The organism is Aquabacterium sp. A08 (assembly GCF_011742065.1).
The window spans coordinates 22229-41216 of the sequence record NZ_JAAQQT010000690.1 but is presented as its reverse complement, the minus strand read 5'-3'; the positions used below and the strand labels follow the sequence as shown (position 1 = coordinate 41216).

Annotated in this window: 14 protein-coding genes; 9 read left to right on the top strand and 5 right to left on the bottom strand. The window is 70.1% G+C overall.

Annotation, left to right across the window (positions count from 1 at the left end; all coding sequences use genetic code 11):
• A partial coding sequence (locus tag HA630_RS23830; RefSeq protein ID WP_243855539.1) for a transglutaminase family protein occupies positions 1–1673 on the bottom strand: 1673 nt, incomplete at its 3' end.
• Between the two features lie 118 nt (positions 1674–1791).
• On the opposite strand from HA630_RS23830, the gene HA630_RS19305 reads away from it, so the two are divergent.
• From HA630_RS19305 to HA630_RS19295, 3 genes are all read left to right on the top strand, one after another.
• The gene (locus HA630_RS19305; RefSeq protein ID WP_371809296.1) at positions 1792–4257 is read left to right on the top strand and encodes a DNA internalization-related competence protein ComEC/Rec2; all 2466 of its coding nucleotides are present in this window, start codon (positions 1792–1794) and stop codon (positions 4255–4257) included.
• Between the two features lie 100 nt (positions 4258–4357).
• A complete protein-coding gene (locus HA630_RS19300; protein WP_166836920.1) occupies positions 4358–5803 on the top strand; it encodes a circularly permuted type 2 ATP-grasp protein in 1446 nt (481 codons plus the stop codon).
• Positions 5804–5816: 13 nt separating this feature from the next.
• Entirely contained in the window at positions 5817–6779 is a 963-nt protein-coding gene (locus tag HA630_RS19295; RefSeq protein ID WP_166836918.1) for an alpha-E domain-containing protein, read from the top strand.
• Between the two features lie 66 nt (positions 6780–6845).
• On the opposite strand, the gene mltB is transcribed toward HA630_RS19295, so the two are convergent.
• From mltB to HA630_RS19275, 4 genes are all read right to left on the bottom strand, one after another.
• Positions 6846–7928 (bottom strand): lytic murein transglycosylase B, encoded by a 1083-nt coding sequence (mltB, locus tag HA630_RS19290; protein WP_371809297.1) that lies wholly within the window; start codon positions 7926–7928, stop codon positions 6846–6848.
• A gap of 79 nt (positions 7929–8007) precedes the next feature.
• Positions 8008–10086 carry a DUF3488 and transglutaminase-like domain-containing protein gene (locus HA630_RS19285; protein WP_166836914.1) on the bottom strand — a complete coding sequence of 693 codons (2079 nt, stop codon included), beginning with the start codon at positions 10084–10086 and terminating at the stop codon, positions 8008–8010.
• Positions 10077–11093, bottom strand: coding sequence for a DUF58 domain-containing protein (locus tag HA630_RS19280; RefSeq protein WP_166836912.1), 1017 nt, complete (start codon positions 11091–11093; stop codon positions 10077–10079). The genes HA630_RS19285 and HA630_RS19280 overlap by 10 nt, the downstream gene beginning before the upstream one ends.
• 50 nt (positions 11094–11143) lie before the next feature.
• Positions 11144–12067, bottom strand: coding sequence for a MoxR family ATPase (locus HA630_RS19275; protein ID WP_166836910.1), 924 nt, complete (start codon positions 12065–12067; stop codon positions 11144–11146).
• 30 nt (positions 12068–12097) lie between these two features.
• Between HA630_RS19275 and HA630_RS19270 the strand changes: the two genes are divergently transcribed.
• The 6 genes from HA630_RS19270 to HA630_RS19245 all read left to right on the top strand — a co-directional run bounded on the left by HA630_RS19270 (position 12098) and on the right by HA630_RS19245 (position 18976).
• Positions 12098–13048, top strand: a complete 951-nt coding sequence (locus tag HA630_RS19270; RefSeq protein ID WP_166836908.1) for a histone deacetylase family protein — start codon at positions 12098–12100, stop codon at positions 13046–13048.
• Positions 13049–13070: 22 nt separating this feature from the next.
• Complete coding sequence (locus HA630_RS19265) at positions 13071–13853, top strand: enoyl-CoA hydratase (protein ID WP_166836907.1); 783 nt, start codon at positions 13071–13073, stop codon at positions 13851–13853.
• A gap of 5 nt (positions 13854–13858) precedes the next feature.
• Positions 13859–15184, top strand: coding sequence for a mechanosensitive ion channel family protein (locus HA630_RS19260; RefSeq protein WP_166836906.1), 1326 nt, complete (start codon positions 13859–13861; stop codon positions 15182–15184).
• Between the two features lie 144 nt (positions 15185–15328).
• On the top strand, positions 15329–16078 hold the full coding sequence (locus HA630_RS19255) for an electron transfer flavoprotein subunit beta/FixA family protein (protein ID WP_166836905.1): 750 nt from the start codon (positions 15329–15331) through the stop codon (positions 16076–16078).
• Positions 16079–16128: 50 nt separating this feature from the next.
• Positions 16129–17058 carry an electron transfer flavoprotein subunit alpha/FixB family protein gene (locus tag HA630_RS19250; protein WP_166836904.1) on the top strand — a complete coding sequence of 310 codons (930 nt, stop codon included), beginning with the start codon at positions 16129–16131 and terminating at the stop codon, positions 17056–17058.
• Positions 17059–17185: 127 nt separating this feature from the next.
• Entirely contained in the window at positions 17186–18976 is a 1791-nt protein-coding gene (locus HA630_RS19245; RefSeq protein WP_166836903.1) for an acyl-CoA dehydrogenase, read from the top strand.
• The last annotated feature ends 12 nt before the right edge of the window (positions 18977–18988 follow it).

Here is an 18988-nt window from a genome sequence, read left to right as displayed (position 1 = left end):
TAGTCGGTGGCCGAAACCCAGGGCAGGGAGTCCAGCGGCAGGCGGTAGCCCATGGGCGAGTCGCCGGGGATGAGGTACATGCGCTCGTCGCGGAAGAACCAGGGGCCGGTGCTCCAGCTGCTGCCAAAGCCGTTGCGCACGCCTTTCTGGCTGCCGTCGGGCACGGCGTGCACCTGCAGCGGCAGCACGTAGCCCACCGTGGCGTCCAGCCCCTGGCCGAAAACGCGGCGCAGGCGCACCCGCTCCATCTCGTCGCTCAACTTGGCGTCGAACGGGTCCACGTTGACCGGCAGCTTGCGTTCGCGCCACAGGTAGTACCAGGTGTCCTCGTAGCCGGGGGTGATGTGCTGGGTGCTCAGCCCGAGCTTGCGCGCCAGGGTCTGGATGAAGCGTTGGGCGTCGGCGTCGGTGTAGTGGGCGGTGTCGCGCTCGTCGGCGAACAGCTCGGGCTTGTGCCACAGGGTCTGCCCGTCGGCGCGCCAGAACAGCGACAGCGCCCAGCGCGGCAGCTGTTCGCCGGGGTACCACTTGCCCTGGCCCAGGTGCACAAAGCCGCCGGCGCCGTATTCGCGGCGCAGCCGGTGCAACAGTTCGGTGGCGTAGCTGCGCTTGGTCGGGCCCAGGGCGTCGGTGTTCCACTCGGCGGCGTCGCGGTCGCGCGTGGCCACGTAGGTCGGCTCGCCGCCCATGGTCAGGCGCACGTCGCCGGCCACCAGGTCGGCGTCCACCCGTTCGCCCAGGGCCTGGATGGCGGCCCACTGCTCGTCGGTGTAGGGCTTGGTCACGCGCGGCGATTCGTACACGCGGCTGACCTGCATGTGGTGCTCGAACGACACCTCGCACTCGTCCAGGGCGCCGTCGATGGGCGCGGCGCTCGACGGCTGCGGCGTGCACGCCAGCGGGATGTGGCCTTCGCCAGCGAGCAGGCCGGAGGTCGGGTCCAGCCCGATCCAGCCGGCGCCGGGCAGGAACACCTCGCACCAGGCGTGCAGGTCGGTGAAGTCGGCCTCGGGGCCGTTGGGGCCGTCGACCGATTTCACGTCCGGCGTGAGCTGGATCAGGTAGCCCGAGACGAAGCGCGCCGCCAGCCCCAGGTGGCGCAGCAGCTGCACCAGCAGCCAGCCGGTGTCGCGGCAGGAACCGCTGCCTTTGCGCAGCGTGTCCTCGGGCGTTTGCACCCCGGGCTCCAGGCGGATGGTGTAGGCGATGTCGCCCTGCAGCTGCTGGTTGATGGCCACCAGGAAGTCGATGGTGCGCTGCGGCTTCGTGTCCACCCGTTGCAGGTAGGCCGCCAATTCCGGCGTCAGCGGCTCTTTCACCAGGTAGGGCGCGAGTTCTGCCGCCAGCGAGGCGCTGTAGCCGAAGGGGAACTGCTCGGCGCTGGGTTCGAGGAAGAAGTCGAACGGGTTGTGCACCGCCATTTCCACCACCAGGTCCACCGTGACCTTGAATTCGCGCATGGGTTCGGGGAACACCAGCCGCGCCTGGTAGTTGGCGAACGGGTCCTGCTGCCAGTTGATGAAGTGGTTGGCCGGCTCGATGCGCTGGGAATACGACAGGACTTTGGTGCGGCTGTGCGGCGCCGGGCGCAGACGCACCACGTGCGGGGCCAGGTTGACGAGGCGGTCGTACCGGTAGTGCGTGATGTGATTCAATGCGACATGGATGGCCATGTGGGTCTTTCAGAGCGGCGAGGGGAGGAAAAACAATGCACGACCGTGGGTACACAGAGGTGGTCGGGTTCATCCTAGCAAGGAATGCGCCAGTTTTGATGTCTGCCGGGGGCTGACGGTGCTGCCGTGGCACCGCGGCCCGGGTGTGCTGGCACCGGCCCTGCTGGGGGCGGTGATCGGGGCCGCCTGGCAGCTGCAATGGGCCGAGTTGCCCGGGTGGGCCACGCACTCGGCCGTGGCCGCGCTGGGGCTGCTGGCCGCCGCCGTGGCCGCGCGCTGGCGCGGCATGGCCCCCGTTGCGGCGGCGGCGCTGGCCTTGTGCGCCGCGCTGGCCCTGGCCTGGGCCGCCACCGGCGCCCGGGCCCTGGGGTACGCCCAGGGGGCGTTGCCCCCGGCCTTGGAGGGGCGCGACCTGGTGGTCGAAGGCGTGGTGGCCGGCTTGCCCCGCCAGGGCGACACCGGGGTGCAGTTCGAATTCGACATCGCATCGGCCCGGCTGGCCGGCGCGCCGGTGGCGGTGCCGGCCTCGGTCCGCCTGTCGTGGTTGGCCGCTGGACCGCCTGCCGGGTCTGTGGCCGGGCGCGACGGCGCCGCCTTGCCGGCGGTGCGGGCCGGTGAGCGCTGGCGCCTCACGGTGCGGCTGTACCGCCCGCACGGCCTGGCCAACCCCCACGGTTTCGACACCGAACTCTGGCTCTGGGAGCGGGGGCTGCGGGCCACCGGCCACGTCCGGCGCGGGCGGGACGCGCCAGCGCCGGCCCTGCTGGAGCACACCTGGCGCTACCCGGTGCAGCAGGCGCGCCAGCGGGTGCGCGACCGCCTGTGGGCGCAGGTCGACGATCCGCGCTCGGCCGGGCTGCTGGTGGCCTTGCTGGCCGGCGACCAGGCCTCCATCGGCCCGGACGACTGGGCCGTCTTCCGCACCACGGGCATTGCCCACCTGGTGTCGGTGTCGGGGGTGCACGTCACCATGTTCGCCTGGCTGGCCGTGTGGACCCTGGGCTTGGCCTGGCGCTGGCTGGGGCGCTGGCGCCCCGGGCTGCTGCTGGCCGCGCCCACGCCCATGGTGGCGGGCGTGGGCGGGGTGGTGCTGGCGGCCCTGTACGCGGCCTTTTCCGGCTGGGGGGTGCCGTCGCAGCGCACGGTGCTGATGCTGGCGGCCGTCACCGCCCTGCGCCTGAGCGGGCGGCGCTGGCCCTGGCCGGTGGTGTGGTTGCTGGCCATGAACGCGTTGGTCTGGATCGACCCCTGGGCCCTGCTGCAACCCGGTTTCTGGCTGAGCTTCGTCGCCGTGGGGGTGCTGTTCGCCACCGCCTGGCCCCAGGCGCCGGCCCCCGGTGGCAGCGCCCTGGCGCGGCAGGGGCGCGAGATGCTGCAGACCCAGGCGGTGGTCACCGTCGCGCTGGCGCCGCTGACGCTGATGCTGTTCGGCCAGTTCTCGCTGATCGGGCTGGTGGCCAACCTGTTTGCCATTCCGTGGGTGACGCTGCTCGTCACCCCGCTGGCCATGCTGGGGGCGGTCTGGCCCCTGTTGTGGACCCCGGGCGCCTGGGCGGTGGATGCCCTGTTGTGGTGTCTGCACGCCCTGGCCCAGGTGCCGGGCGCGACGTTGGAGCGGCCGGCCCTGCCCCTCGGGCTGGCCATGCTGGCGGCGCTGGGCGGTGTGCTGCTGGTGCTGCGCCTGCCCTGGGCCTGGCGCGGTTGGGGGCTGTTGCTGCTGTGGCCGGCGCTGGTGTACGCCCCGCCTCGGCCAGCGCACGGCACCTTCGAGGTGGTGGCGCCCGACGTGGGCCAGGGCACCGCCGTGCTGGTGCGCACCGCACGCCACACCCTGCTCTACGACACCGGGCCGCCCCTGGGCGCGTCCACCAACGCCGCCGAGCGGGTGTTGCTGCCCTTGTTGCGCGCCGGCGGCGACCGGCTCGACGCCGTCATGGTCAGCCACGCCGACAGCGACCACGCCAGTGGCGCGGCCAGCGTGGCCCGGGCCCACCCCAGGGCGGTCTGGTGGGCGTCGTGGCCCTTGGGTGGGCCAGGCGCCGAGCCGCCGCTGGACGCGGTGCGGGCCCGGCCGTGCCTGGCCGGCGAACACTGGGACTGGGACGGCGTGCGCTTCGAGGTGCTGCACCCGCGTCCCGCCGACCATGCCGCGGGCCTGTCCGAAAACGCCCGCTCCTGCGTGCTGCGCATCGGTGGCGATGGCGGTGCGCTGCTGACCGGCGACATCACCCTGGCCGAGGAAACCCGGCTCGCGCTGGAGCGGCCCGAACTGCGCACCCAGCTCCTGCTGGCCGCCCACCACGGCAGCCAGACCTCCACAGGGCCGGTCTGGCTCAACACCCTGCGCCCGGCCGTGGTGGTGGTGCAGGCCGGCCACCGCAACCGCTACGGCCACCCCGCGCCGGTGGTGGTGCGGCGCCTGCAGGCCCGGCCGCTGCGCTGGGTGGCCAGCCCGCGCTGTGGCGCCGCCACTTGGCGCAGCACCGAACCGCAGCGCATCGACTGCCACCGCGACACCGCCCGGCGCTACTGGCACACGCCCCGCGCAGGCGCCCCGGCCGCCAACGGCCCCGACCCGAACTGACGCATACTGACCCGGTGTGCACACCCCAAGATGGCCTGGCCCGCTCCTTGCTTAAAGCCCTTCGGCAAGCAGACACAGGCGCCTACACCAAAGAGCATCCATGAGCAAACACACCTTTGACGAAATGTACGCGGCGCCCGAACAGGTGCGCGACCACTACCGCCAGTACGCCCGCTGGCTCGCCCAGCAGCCCGCCGACGTGATGGCCGACCGGCGCGAAGAGGCCGAGATGATCTTTCGCCGCGTCGGCATCACCTTCGCCGTCTATGGCGACAAGGACGAGGACGGCGCCGGCACCGAACGCCTCATCCCCTTCGACCTGATCCCGCGCATCATCCCCGCGCACGAATGGCGCTCCATGGAAAAGGGGCTGGCCCAGCGCGTCACGGCGCTCAACCGCTTCATCCACGACATTTACCACGACCAGGACATCATCAAAGCCGGCATCGTGCCGCGCGAGCAGATCGAGCGCAACGCCCAGTTCCGCCCCGAGATGGTGGGCGTGGACGTGCCCGGCGGGGTGTACTCGCACATCGCGGGGGTGGACATCGTGCGCGCCCCGGTGCCCGGCGGCAGCGGCGAGGCCGAGTACTACGTGCTGGAAGACAACCTGCGCGTGCCCAGCGGTGTGAGCTACATGCTGGAAGACCGCAAGATGATGATGCGGCTCTTCCCCGAGCTGTTCAGCCAGAACCGGGTGGCCCCGGTGGCGCATTACCCCGACCTGCTGCTGGAAACCCTGCGCGCCGTCAGCCCCGCCCACACCGCCGAGCCGACGGTGGTGGTGCTGACCCCCGGCATGTACAACAGCGCCTACTTCGAGCACGCCTTCCTGGCGCAGCAGATGGGCGTGGAACTGGTCGAGGGCCAGGACCTGTTCGTCAAGGACCACTTCGTTTACATGCGCACCACGCGCGGCCCCAAACGGGTGGACGTGATCTACCGCCGGGTGGACGACGACTTCCTGGACCCGCTGGCCTTCCGGCCCACCTCCACCCTGGGGTGTGCGGGCCTGCTGGACGTGTACCGCCGCGGCAACGTGACGCTGTGCAACGCCATCGGCACCGGCGTGGCGGACGACAAGTCCATCTACCCCTACGTGCCGCAGATGGTCGAGTTCTACCTGGGCGAAAAACCCATCCTGAAGAACGTGCCCACCTTCCTCGGCCGCAAGCCCGACGACCTGAAATACATCCTGGCCAACCTGAAGGAACTGGTGGTCAAGGAGGTGCATGGCGCCGGCGGCTACGGCATGCTGGTCGGGCCGGCGGCCACCGCCGCCGAGATCGAGGCCTTCCGCCAGGCCGTGCTGGCCAACCCGGAGGGCTACATCGCCCAGCCCACGCTGAGCCTGTCGTCCTGCCCCACCTACGTGGAGTCCGGCATCGCGCCGCGCCACATCGACCTGCGCCCCTTTGTGCTGAGTGGCAAGACCGTGCAGATGGTGCCCGGCGGCCTGACCCGCGTCGCCTTGAAGGAAGGCTCGCTCGTCGTCAACTCGTCGCAGGGCGGCGGCACCAAAGACACCTGGATTCTGGAAGCCTGAGGGGACACACACAATGCTGTCAAGAACCGCCGACCATTTGTTCTGGATGTCGCGCTACACCGAGCGCGCCGAAAACACCGCCCGCATTCTGGACGTGAACTACCAGACTTCGCTGTTGCCGCAATCGGCCGGCGTGGCCCAGGTGGGCTGGGAGGGGCTGCTGCGCATCAGCGAGCTGATGCCCGCCTACCAGTACCAGTACGGCGAAATCACGCCGAAAGACGTGCTGCACTTCATGGTGCGCGACGAGAGCAACCCGTCGAGCATCGTCAGCTGCCTGCGTGCCGCCCGCGAAAACGCCCGCGCCGTGCGGGGTGCGCTGACCACCGAACTCTGGGAAACCCAGAACCAGACCTGGCTGGAGCTGCAGCGCCTGCTCAAGGCCAAGGCGTTCGAGAAAGACCCGGGCGAGTTCTTCGAGTGGGTCAAGTTCCGCTCGCACCTCTCGCGCGGGGTGGCCATCGGCACCATGTTGCAGGACGAGGCCTTCCACTTCTACCGCATGGGCACCTTCTTGGAGCGGGCCGACAACACCGCGCGCCTGATCGACGTCAAGTTCCACGCGGTGGAGAGCGACTTTTACGGCGCCGCCAACGAGTCCGACCAGGAGCTGGACTTTTACCACTGGAGCGCCATCCTGCGCAGCGTCAGCGCCTTCGAGGTCTACCGCAAGGTGTACCGCGCGGTGATCACGCCAGAACGGGTGGCCGAGCTGATGATCCTGCGCCCGGACATGCCGCGCAGCTTGCTGGCCTGCATGAACGAGGTGGTGAACAACCTGAGCGCGGTGAGCAACGAGACCTCGGCCGAAACCGAGCGCCACGCCGGCAGGTTGCGCGCCGAGCTGCAGTTCGGTCGCATCGACGAGATCCTGGCCAACGGCTTGCACGCCTTCCTGACGCAGTTCCTCGACCGCGTCAACATGCTGGGCAACCGCATCAGCCAGAACTTTTTGGTGCCGGTTCACGCGCCCTGATCGCGCTTGGTGCGGCGGCGTCCGGTTTGGGGTGTGGATGCACCAGGCTGGTGCCTTTGGGCGCGTTCAGCGCACCACCAAGGCCTGCACCGCCTGGCCCAGTTCGATCACCGCCATCGCGTAGTAGCTGCTCCAGTTGTAGCGGGTGATGGCGTAGAAGTTTTCGGTGCCCAGCACGTAGCTGCGCGGGGCGTCGCCGTTTTCCAGTTCCACCAGGGCCAGCGGGCCGGGGTGGGCCTGCACCGCGGCGTCGAAGCGCGCGCCCTGGCGGTGCAGGGCGTCCGGGCTGAAGGTGGGCAGGATGTCGGGCAGCAGCAGGGCTTCGAGGTCCAGGCTGGCGGCGTCGAAGCCGACCGGGTAGTGCGTTGGCATGCCGGGTTGCCAGCCGTAAGCCTGCAGGTAGCGGGCGACGGAGCCGATCGCGTCGCTGGGGCTGCGCAGCAGGTCGATGCGGCCGTCGCCGTCGAAATCCACCCCGAACCGTTCCCAGTTGCTGGGCATGAATTGCGGCAGGCCCATGGCCCCGGCGTAGCTGCCGCGCCACTCGGTCGGCGCGACGCCGCTGCGGCGGGCCATGTCCAGGAAGGCGGCCAGTTCGCTGCGGAAGTACTCGGTGCGCTGGGCGGCGCGCGGGTGTTCGGCCGGGAAGTCGAACGCGAGGGTGGCCAGCGCGTCCAGCACGCGGAAGTTACCGGTGTGCTGGCCGTACAGGGTTTCCACACCGATGATGCCGACGACCAGCCAGGCCGGCACGCCGTAGGTGGCCTCGGCGCGGGCCAGGGTGTCGGCGTGCTGGCGCCAGAAGCGCTGGCCGGCCTGCAGCCGCACCGGCTCGACGAAACGGCTGCGGTAGGCGGCCCAGTTCTTGGGGGTGCCGCTGGGCGGGGGCGCGATGAGCCGGACCACCTGCGGCTTGCGCTCGGCCTGGGCCAGCCAGCGCCGGGCCCAGCCGTCGTCCCAGCCCTGGCGGCGGTCCAGTTCGTCGGCGTAGGCCAGGGCGGCGGCGTGGCTCTGGTAGCTGAAGGCCGGTGCACTGGACGGGGCGCTGCGCGCGGCGGCTGGGCGGGTGGGGCTGGCGGGTTGGGCCACGGCGCTGCCCGCCGCCAGGCAAGTGGCCAGCAGGGCGGCGTGCCAGCGTGGCGGGTTCAGGACGGTGCTGGCCAGGCGCGGTGCAGTGGCCCGTGGCTTCCAGTGGGTGGCGGTGGACACAGGGGTGGAGGGAGCGGGTTCAGGAGGCCGAGGGGCGGACATGGGGTGAGGCAGGGGTGGACAAGGGCGGCAAGGCGGGCAGTTGGCGCCAGCGGGTGCGCAGCGCGGGCAGGGATGTGGCTGGTGCGGCGTGGGCCGGGTCGTAGCGCCAGGCCTCCAGGTCCAGCAACCAGTCTTGCCAGGCCTGGGCGGTCAGGGCCGAAGCGCCCGGCACGTCCCCACCCAACGCGGCCAAGGCCTGGGCCAGTTGGCGTGGGGTGGCGTGCGGCGGCAGCGCCAGGCCGTGCCGTTGCAGGCGCTGGCGGGCTTGTTGCAGCAGCGCCAGCCAGGGGTCTTGCCGGCGCCGCTCCCACCAGGTCCAGCCTGCGCCGGCCAGGCCCGCCAGCACCAGCGCCGTGGCCAGCAGCTGCACCAGGTCGGTCCAGCTGGGCGATGGGAAGCCCAGCCGGCGCAGCAGGTCCAGCTGGCGGCTTTGGGTGTAGTTCAGCACCCACTGGTTCCAGCGGTTGTTGGTGGCTTCCCAGACCGAACGCAGGTGCGCCAGCAGCGTGGGGTTGGCGCGCAGGAGCGCGCCCATGAACAGGCCGGGGGGCGGACGCAGCCGCTCCACCGTGTCGGTCCGGGCCGGCATGACGTAGGCGGTCGGGTCGATGCGGGTCCAGCCCCGTTCGGCCAGCCAGACCTCGGCCCAGGCGTGGGCGTCGCTCTGGCGCACCGTCCAGACGCCGTCCACCGGGTTCAGCGACCCGCCCTGGTAGCCCGTCACCACCCGGGCCGGGATGTCCAGCGCCCGCATCAGGATGACGAAGCTGGACGCGATGTGCTCGCAAAAGCCCTGCTGGCGGTCAAACCAGAATTCGTCGGCGGTGTGGCGGCCGTACAGGCCCGGCTCCAGCGTGTAGCGGTAGCCGCCGCTGCGCAGCCGCTCCAGCACGGTGTCGACGTAGGTGGCGGCCGGGGTCTCGGGGCCCAGCTGGCGCTGCAGGTCCTGGGCCCATTGCAGGGTGCGCGGGTTGAAGCCGGGCGGCAGGTCCAGGTCGGCCTGCAGCGCCAGTTCGCGCTGGGCCGGGCCGTGGCGGTGCTGCGGGTAGGCGACCGCGTCGAAGCGGGTCACGTCGGTCAACGGGCGCGGCACCAGCCATTGCAGGTCGGGCGTCGGGCGCGGGGTCTGGCCGGCCAGGACGGGCAGTTCGGGCGTGGCCTCCAGCGTCAGCACCCAGGGGCGGTTGCTGGGCTCCATCGTCAGGCGGTAGCGCACACCGGGGCCCGTGGTTTGCAGGCCGCTGTCCGGCAGGACCGGCCGGCTGGCGTCGGCGTGGCGCGGGCGCCACTCGGTGCCGTCGAACTGGCTCAGCACCGGCCCGCGAAAGTACAGCGCCTGTTGCGCTGGCCGCTGGCCGGGCTCGAACTCGACCCGCAGGGCGATGCGGTCGTCCTGCGCCAGCCGGGCGATCTGGCCCACCTGCATCTGCCCCGACAGGCCGGTGCGTCCCAGCGTGCTGTCGTTCGGGATGCCCCACAGCGGCGCGAAGCGCGGGAACAGCATGAACAGCACCAGCATGATGGGCGCCCCCAGCAGCGCCATGCCGCCGGCCAGCCGCACGCTGCGCCACAGCGGCGGCCGCCCCACCGGCATGTGGGCGTTGACCAGCGCCGTCAGCAGCCCCAGCAGCGCGACCAGGATGCCCAGCGCCGTGGACAGCGACTGGGAATGGAAAAAGTGCGTGAGCAGGGTGAAGAAGCCGAGGAAGAAGACGACGAAGGCGTCGCGCCGGGCGCGCAACTCCAGCGTTTTGAGCGCCAGCAGCAGCACGATCATCGTCACCCCGGCCTCCTGGCCGAGCAGGGTGCGGTGGCTGGCCCAGACGCCGCCCATGGCCAGCAACAGCACCCCGAGCCGCCAGGGCCAGCCCGGCAACGCGCGCTGGCGCAGGGCCAGGGTGCCGCGCCAGGCCAGCACCGCCAGCGTCAGGCCGGTGCACCAGGCGGGCAGGTGGGGGCTTTGCAGCAGCACGATCCAGCCGATCACCCCCAACAGAAACAGGGTGTCGCGCGCGTCGCGCGGCAAGGGGGCGAAGCGTGGGACGCTCAGTGGCATGCCAGGGCCTCCAGGCAGCGGCGTCGGTGCGCTGGGCCCTGGTCGGGCGGCAGGGCCAGACCGGGCAGGCGCAGGCCGTAGCGCAGGCCCAGGGTCTCGGCCCGCAGGACCCAGGCGCACAGGCGCGAACGCTGGGCTTCCGGGTCGCTCAGGCCGCACTGGGCGTGGTCCAGCCACAGTTCGGTGCCGCTGGGGGGCGCAAAGTCGCGGCTGACCCAGGCCGGGTGGGGGCCGTCGGCCAGCCGCGCCACTTTTTTCCAGAGCACCCATTTCAAGGGGTCGCCACGCCGGTGTGGGCGCACGCCATCGGTCTCGTCGCTGCGGCCCACGCCCTGGGCGCTGGGGGGCTGCTCTGGCGCTGGTCCGTCGGGACGGGGCAGGGCGGGCTCGGGCGTTTCTGGGGCGGGGTACACCAGCCAACGGCCGGCCGGCCGCCACCAGTGCCAGGCGCTCACGGTGCCCAGGGGAAAGCGGGTTTCCACCCGCAGCGCGGGCAGGGGCAGGGGGCCTCGCCGCTGGGTGGGGTGGCTCAGCTGCACGGTGGCGCTGGCCTGGGGCGGCACATCGGCCCAGACCGACGCGTCGGCGGCGCCAGGGTCCAGCCAAGCCAGCCCCACGCCGTAGCGGTGTCGCGTGCCGGGGTTGTGCAGCACCAGTTGCACCGGCGCCGCCTGGCCGGCGAACACCGGCTCCAGGCCGTGCACCGACAGGCGCAGCCCGCGCAGGTTGTTGTGGGTCACGTGCAGGGCCACCACCGCGCAGCCGGCCAGCAGAAAGGTCAGCAAATAGCCCAGGTTCAGCTGGTAGTTGATGCTGCCCACCAGCAGCAGCAACAGGGTCAGCCCCAGCATCAGCCCGGCGCGGGTGGGCAGGATGTAGAGGTTGCGGTGGGTCAGCGTCAGGTGGGCCGTCGGGGTCTGCCGCCGCAGCCACCACCCGTGCCAGGTCGCCCGCCAGCGGCCACGGCGCCACCGGGAGGGCGGGGAAGCGGGGGCAGGGGTGGGCATGTCGCTCTGAGCCGGCTGGGGCGGGGAAGTTCGGGGCGGCGCCGTGGCCGTCAGGGCAGCGGCGTGGCCGCCACCATGGCACGCACCTGCTCGGCGGCGCCGCGCCCGGCCGCGCCCACCGCCACCAGCCGGTGGGCGGCGGTCTGCGGCAGGATGGCGGCGATGTCGTCGGGCGCCACGTAGCGCCGCCCGTCCACCAGGGCGCGGGCCTTGGCCGCCCGCAGGATGGCCAGCCCGGCCCGCGGGCTCAGGCCCTGCACGAACCAGCGCCCGTCGCGGGTGGCGTCCAGCAGGTCCTGCAGGTAGTTCAGCACCGGCTCGCTGGCGGCCACGGCCTGCACCACCTGCTGCAGCGCCTGCAACTGCCCGGGCTGGAGCACCGCCGGCAGGCCGTCCAGCAGGGCGCGGCGGTCCTGGCCGCGCAGCAGTTCGCGTTCGGCGCCGCGGTCCGGGTAGCCCAGCCGGACGCGCATCAGAAAGCGGTCCAGTTGCGATTCGGGCAAGGGGTGGGTGCCGAGCTGTTCGTGCGGGTTCTGCGTGGCGATGACGAAGAAAGGTTGGGGCAGGGGGCGGGTTTCGCCCTCGACCGACACCTGTTTCTCCTCCATCGCCTCCAGCAGCGCGCTCTGGGTCTTGGGGCTGGCGCGGTTGATCTCGTCGGCCAGCAGCACCTGGGTGAACAGCGGGCCGGGGTGGAAGACAAAGCCCTGGCGCTCGCGCTCGTACACCGACACGCCCATCAGGTCGCTGGGCATCAGGTCGGAGGTGAACTGCACCCGCGAAAACCCCAGCCCAAAGCTGCGCGCCAGCGCCTGGGCCAGCGTGGTCTTACCCACGCCGGGCACGTCCTCGATCAGCAGGTGGCCGCCGGCCAGCAGGCAGGTCACGCAGTCGCGGACCTGGGCCTCCTTGCCCACGATGACCGTGGTAAGCTGGTGCAACAACGAGGAGATGGTCTGTTGGGGGGCGTCCATACCCCCTGACGATACCGGAAAACGACAGCTATGAAACCCACAGGCTATTACACCCACCCGGTGTGCTGGAAGCATGAAATGGGGGCCGGTCACCCGGAGTGCCCCGAACGCCTCAGCGCGATCGAGGACCGGCTGCTGATCACCGGCGTCGGCGACGCGCTGGAGCGGCGCGAACCGACCCCCGCGTCGGTCGCCGAACTGGAGCTGGCCCACGGCCGCATGCACGTGGCGGCGCTGCGCGGGCTGCACGACGAGCTGCGCGAAGAAATCGCCGCCGGCGGCCCCAGCCACGCCCAGCTCGACCCAGACACCTCCATCAACCTGCACACCTGGGAGGCGGCGCTGCTGTCGGCCGGGGCCGCGCTCAACGCCACCGACGCGGTGCTGGCCGGCGAGCTGGAAAACGCCTTCTGCGCGGTGCGCCCACCCGGCCACCACGCCTGCCGCGACAAGGCCATGGGCTTTTGCTTTTTCAACAACGTGGCGGTGGCGGCCAAGTACGCGGTCGAGCGCCACGGCCTGCAGCGCGTGGCCATCATCGACTTCGATGTGCACCACGGCAACGGCACCGAAGACATCGTCGCCGGGGACGACCGCATCCTCATGTGCAGCTTCTACCAGCACCCGTTCTACCCCGAGTGGAACCACTCCGGCGCGGCCAACCTGGTGAACATGCCGGTGTCGGCCTACACCAAGGGCATGGACATCCGCGAGCTGATCGACATGACCTGGTTGCCCCGGCTGGAGGCGCACCGGCCAGAAATGGTCTTCATCAGCGCCGGCTTCGATGCGCACCGCGAGGACGACATGGGCCAGCTCGGTCTGGTGGAGCAGGACTACGTCTGGATCACCCAGCAGATCAAGCAGGTGGCCCAGCGCCATGCCCAGGGGCGCATCGTCAGCGTGCTGGAGGGTGGCTACAACCTCAGCGCCCTGGCGCGCAGCGTGGAAGCCCACCTCCGCGTGCTCGCCGACGTCTGACCTTTTTTCACGGAGCCTTGGCATGAGCGACGAAGCCATCCTGCTGCACAGCCGCGACCCGCGTGGCGTGCACACCCTGACCCTGAACACCCCCAAGGCCTTCAACGCCCTGAGCGAGGCCATGCTGGCCGCGCTGTCCGCCGCGCTGGAACAGGTGGCGCAAGACCCGCAGGCCCGCGTGGTGGTGCTGGGTGCGGCCGGCAAGGCCTTTTGCGCCGGCCACAACCTCAAGGAAATGAAGGCCCACCCCACGCTGGACTACTACCAGCAGCTGTTCGCCCAGTGTTCGCGCATGATGCTGCAGATCCAGCGCCTGCCGGTGCCGGTGATTGCCCGGGTGCAGGGCCTGGCCACCGCGGCCGGCTGCCAGCTGGTGGCGCAGTGCGACCTGGCCGTGGCGGTGGACGATGCCCGGTTCGGGGTCAACGGCATCGACGTCGGCCTGTTCTGCGCCACCCCCAGCGTGCCGCTGGTGCGCAACGTGCCGGCCAAGGTGGCCATGGAAATGCTGCTGACCGGGGAATTTATTGGCGCCGCCGAAGCCCAACAGCGTGGCCTGGTGAACCGGGTGGTGCCGGCCGAGCGGCTGGACACCGAGGTGGAACGCCTGTTGGCCGCCATTCTGGCCAAACCGCGCGAGGCGATTGCCATGGGCAAGGCCGTGTTCTACCAGCACCGCGAAACCGGCATCGAAGCCGCCTACCAGCTCGCCGGCCAGACCATGGCCTGCAACATGGTCCACGAGGTGGCCCAGGAAGGCGTGCAAGCCTTCATCGACAAACGCGCCCCCGCCTGGCGCCCCTGAACGACATGACCCCTGAGACGACACCCCCGGTACCCCTGAGCGATTTTTCCCAATGGCTGGCCGCCATGCTGCAGCCCGCCGCCCTGATCGAACTGGCCGTGCTGGCCGGCTGTGTGTTGCTGGCGCTGCTGCTGGTCTGGCTGCTGCGCCGCGGCTTGGAGCTGGACCACGGCGCCTCCATCTGGTTCGGTCGCAACCTGTTCGACGGGGTGCTGTTCCCGGCCCTGCTGCTGGCCCTGGGCTACGCCGGCCGTTCCTTGCTGGTCCAGTACCAGGAGCTGGCGGTGTTCCGGGTGGCCATCCCGGTGCTGGTGTCGCTGGTCACCATCCGCGTGGGGGTGAAGGTGCTGCAGGTGGCCTTTCGCGACGCCCCCTGGCTGCGCCCGATCGAGCGCAGCATTTCCTGGGTGGCCTGGCTGGGCATGGTGCTGTGGGTGTCGGGCCTGCTGCCGGTCATGCTCAACGAACTCGACCAGATCTCCTGGAAGCTCGGCGGCACCACCATGACGGTGCGCACCCTGCTGGAGGGCGCGCTGACCGCCGGTGCGGTGCTGCTGGTGTCCCTGTGGGTGTCGGCGGCCATCGAATCGCGGCTGCTGCGCTCGGCCGTGGGGGGCGAACTGTCGCTGCGCAAGGCGGCCAGCAACGCCACCCGCGCGCTGCTCATGTTCGTGGGCCTGATGCTGGCCCTGTCCTCGGTCGGCATCGACCTCAGCGCCCTGTCGGTGCTGGGCGGCGCCATCGGTGTCGGCATCGGTTTTGGCCTGCAGAAACTGGCCGCCAACTACGTCAGCGGTTTCGTCATCCTCACCGAGCGCAGCATGCGCATCGGCGACCTGGTGCGTGTCGACAACTTCGAGGGCCGCGTCACCGACATCAAGGCGCGCTTCACCGTCATCCGCAACCTCACCGGGCGCGAGTCCATCGTGCCCAATGAAATCCTCATCACCAGCCGGGTGGAAAACCTGTCGCTGGCCGACCCGCGCCTGTGGCAGTCCACCGTGGTGGGGGTGTCCTACAGCAGCGATGTGGAACTGGTCAGTCGCCTGCTCACCGAGGCCGCGCTGAGCCAGCCGCGGGTGTTGCGCGACCCGGCCCCCAGCGCCGCCATGTCGGCGTTCGGCCCCGATGGCCTGGAGTTCACCCTGGGCTACTGGATCGCCGACCCCGAAAACGGCCAGCTGGGCCTGCGGTCCGACATCAACAAGACCATCCTGGCATCTTTCCGTGCCCATGGCGTCGAGATTCCCTTCCCGCAGCGGGTGCTGCACCTGCCGGCGGCGCCCCCGCTCCCGGAGGGGCTGGCTTCGGCTAATAGTTATATAAAATAACCAATAGACCGTTTCGTTGTGGTTTACCCGGACACCCCGCTATAATGCACAAAAAAGAACGGTCGTTCGTTTTTTTCCACGTACAATGTTGACGTTTACGTAAACGTCAATTTGTCGACGCCTCAAACATTTCAGGAGCATGGCATGAAAATCCTCGTCCCCGTCAAGCGCGTGGTGGACTACAACGTGAAGGTTCGCGTCAAGGCCGACGGGTCGGGCGTGGACATTGCGAACGTCAAGATGAGCATGAACCCCTTCGACGAGATCGCGGTCGAAGAAGCCGTGCGCCTGAAAGAAAAGGGCGCGGCCACCGAGGTCATCGCCGTTTCCTGCGGCGTGGCCCAGTGCCAGGAAACCCTGCGCACCGCCATGGCCATCGGTGCCGACCGTGCCATCCATGTGGAAACCGACGCCGAACTGCAGCCCCTGGCCGTGGCCAAGCTGCTCGCCGCCCTGGTGGCCAAGGAACAGCCCGGCCTGGTGATCCTGGGCAAACAGGCCATCGACGACGACGCCAACCAGACCGGCCAGATGCTCGCCGCGCTGACCGACCTGCCGCAGGCCACCTTCGCCTCCAAGGTGGAAGTGTCCGGCAGCAGCGCCGAAGTCACCCGCGAGATCGACGGCGGCCTGGAGACCCTGAGCGTGAACCTGCCCGCCATCGTCACCACCGACCTGCGCCTGAACGAGCCGCGCTACGTGACGCTGCCCAACATCATGAAGGCCAAGAAAAAGCCGCTGGAAGCCGTCAAGCCCGAAGATCTCGGTGTGGACGTGGCCCCGCGCCTGAAAACCCTGAAAGTGGCCGAGCCCGCCGGGCGCAAAGCCGGCATCAAGGTGGCCGACGTCGCCACCCTGGTCGACAAGCTCAAGAACGAAGCCAAGGTGCTCTGAAGCCCCACCGCCGCCCCGCCGTTCACCCCAGGTACCAAGGAATTCCCGTCATGACCACCCTCGTCATTGCCGAACACGACCACGCCAGCCTCAAGGGCGCCACCCTCAACACCGTCACCGCCGCCGCCCAACTGGGCGGTGAGGTGCACGTGCTGGTCGCCGGCCACCAGGCTGGCGCCGCCGCGCAAGCCGCCGCCCAGATCGCCGGCGTCGCCAAAGTCCTCCACGCCGACGGCGAGAGCCTGGCCCACGGCCTGGCCGAGCACGTCGCCGCGCAGGTGCTGGCCATCGCCAGCAACTACAGCCACATCCTGTTCCCCGCCACCGCCGGCGGCAAGAACGTGGCTCCGCGCGTGGCCGCCAAGCTCGACGTCGCCCAGATCAGCGACATCACCCGGGTGGTGAGCGCCGACACCTTCGAGCGCCCGATCTACGCCGGCAACGCCATCGCCACCGTGCAAAGCGGTGATGCGGTCAAGGTCATCACCGTGCGCAGCACCGGCTTCGACGCCGCCGCCCTGGGTGGCAGCGCCACCGTCGAGAGCGTGGCCGCTGTGGCCGACGCCGGCCAGAGCCGCTTCGTCAAGAGCGAGATCGCCAAGAGCGAGCGCCCGGAGCTGACCGCCGCCAAGATCATCGTCTCCGGTGGCCGCGCGCTGGGCAGCAGCGAGCAGTTCAACCAGGTCATGACCCCGCTGGCCGACAAGCTGGGCGCCGCCATCGGTGCCAGCCGCGCCGCGGTGGACGCCGGCTACGCCCCCAACGACTTGCAGGTCGGCCAGACCGGCAAGATCGTCGCGCCGCAGCTCTACATCGCCGCGGGCATCTCCGGGGCGATCCAGCACCTGGCCGGCATGAAGGACTCCAAGGTGATCGTGGCGATCAACAAAGACCCCGAGGCGCCGATCTTCTCGGTGGCCGACTACGGGCTGGAGGCGGACCTGTTCGCCGCCGTGCCGGAGTTGGTCAAGACGCTCTGAGCCAGAGCGCGTGAGCCAGGGCATCGTTCGCGATGCCCTTTTTGTATCCGTGTGCGGTGCGGTCACCCGGCAGCGGCCGGGCGGGCGAGGTGACACGGTGGTCCCCCAGTCGACAGGAAACAGTTTCATGACCTACAAAGCCCCCCTCAAAGACATGCTGTTCGGCATGCAGCACCTGGCCAACCTGGAACAGGTGGCGCAGCTGCCCGCGTTCGAGGACGCCGGCCTGGACACCGCCCAGGCGGTGCTGGAAGAGTGTGCCAAGCTCAACGAAGACGTGGTGGCGCCCCTGAACTGGGAGGGCGACAAGAACCCGTCGTCGCTCAAAGACGGCGTGGTCACCACCACCCCGGGTTTCAAGCAGGCCTTCAAGCAGTACGCCGAAGGCGGCTGGCAGGGCCTGCAGCATCCGGTGGACTTTGGCGGTCAGGGCCTGCCCAAAACCATCGGCGCGGCCTGTGGCGAAATCCTCAACAGCGCCAACCTGAGCTTCGCGCTGTGCCCCTTGCTCACCGACGGCGCCATCGAAGCCTTGCTCACCGCCGGCAGCGACGAGCAGAAAGCCCAGTACCTGCCCCGCATGATCTCGGGCGAGTGGACCGGCACCATGAACCTGACCGAGCCGCAGGCCGGCTCCGACCTCTCGCTGGTGCGCACCCGCGCCGAACCCCAGCCCGACGGCAGCTACAAGCTCTTCGGCACCAAAATCTTCATCACCTACGGTGAACACGACATGGCCGACAACATCGTCCACCTCGTGCTCGCCCGCGTGCAAGGCGCCCCCGAAGGCGTCAAAGGCATCAGCCTCTTTCTCGTGCCCAAGTTCCTCGTCAACGCCGACGGCAGCCTGGGCGCGCGCAACGACGTCCACTGCGTCAGCATCGAACACAAGATGGGCATCAAGGCCAGCCCCACCGCCGTGCTCCAGTTCGGCGACCACGGCGGCGCCATCGGCCACCTCGTCGGCCAGGAAAACCGCGGCCTCGAGTACATGTTCATCATGATGAACTCCGCCCGCTACGCCGTCGGCGTCCAGGGCATCGCCGTGGCCGAACGCGCCTACCAAAAAGCCGTGCAGTACGCCCGCGACCGCGTGCAAAGCCGCCCGGTCGATGGCTCGCTCAACACCGCCGCGCCCATCATCCACCACCCCGACGTCAAGCGCATGCTCATGACCATGCGCGCGCTCACCGAAGGCTGCCGCGCCATGGCCAGCGTCGCTGCCGCCGCCTACGACGCCGCCCACCACCACCCCGACGCCGAGACCCGTGCCCAGAACCAGGCCTTCTACGAATTCATGGTGCCCCTGGTCAAAGGCTACAGCACCGAAATGAGCCTCGAAGTCACCAGCCTGGGCGTGCAAGTCCACGGTGGCATGGGCTTCATCGAAGAAACCGGCGCTGCCCAGTACTACCGCGACGCCAAGATCCTCACCATCTACGAAGGCACCACCGCCATCCAGGCCAACGACCTGGTCGGGCGCAAGACCGCGCGCGACGGCGGGCAGGGCGCCCAGGCCCTGGCCCGCCAGATCGAAGCCACCGAAGCCGAACTGCGCGCCAGCGGCAGCACACACGCTCTGGCCATGGCCCAGCGCCTGCAGGCCGCGCGCCAGGCTTTCGTGGACGTGGTCGAATTCATCGCTGCCAGCGCCAAGGCCCGCCCCAACGCCGCCTACGCCGGCAGCGTCAACTACCTGATGCTGGCGGGCAACCTCATGGCCGGCTGGCAGATGGCGCGCGCCCTGTTGGTGGCCGAGCGCGAGCTGGCCGCGGGCCACGACGTGGCCTTCATGCAGGCCAAGGTCACCACCGCACGCTTCTACGGCGACCACATCCTGACCCGGGTGCCGGGGCTGCGCGAGGCCATCGTGCACGGCGAGGCCGGCGTCAACGCCATGGCGCTGGAAGCGTTCTGACGGCTGGCGTGG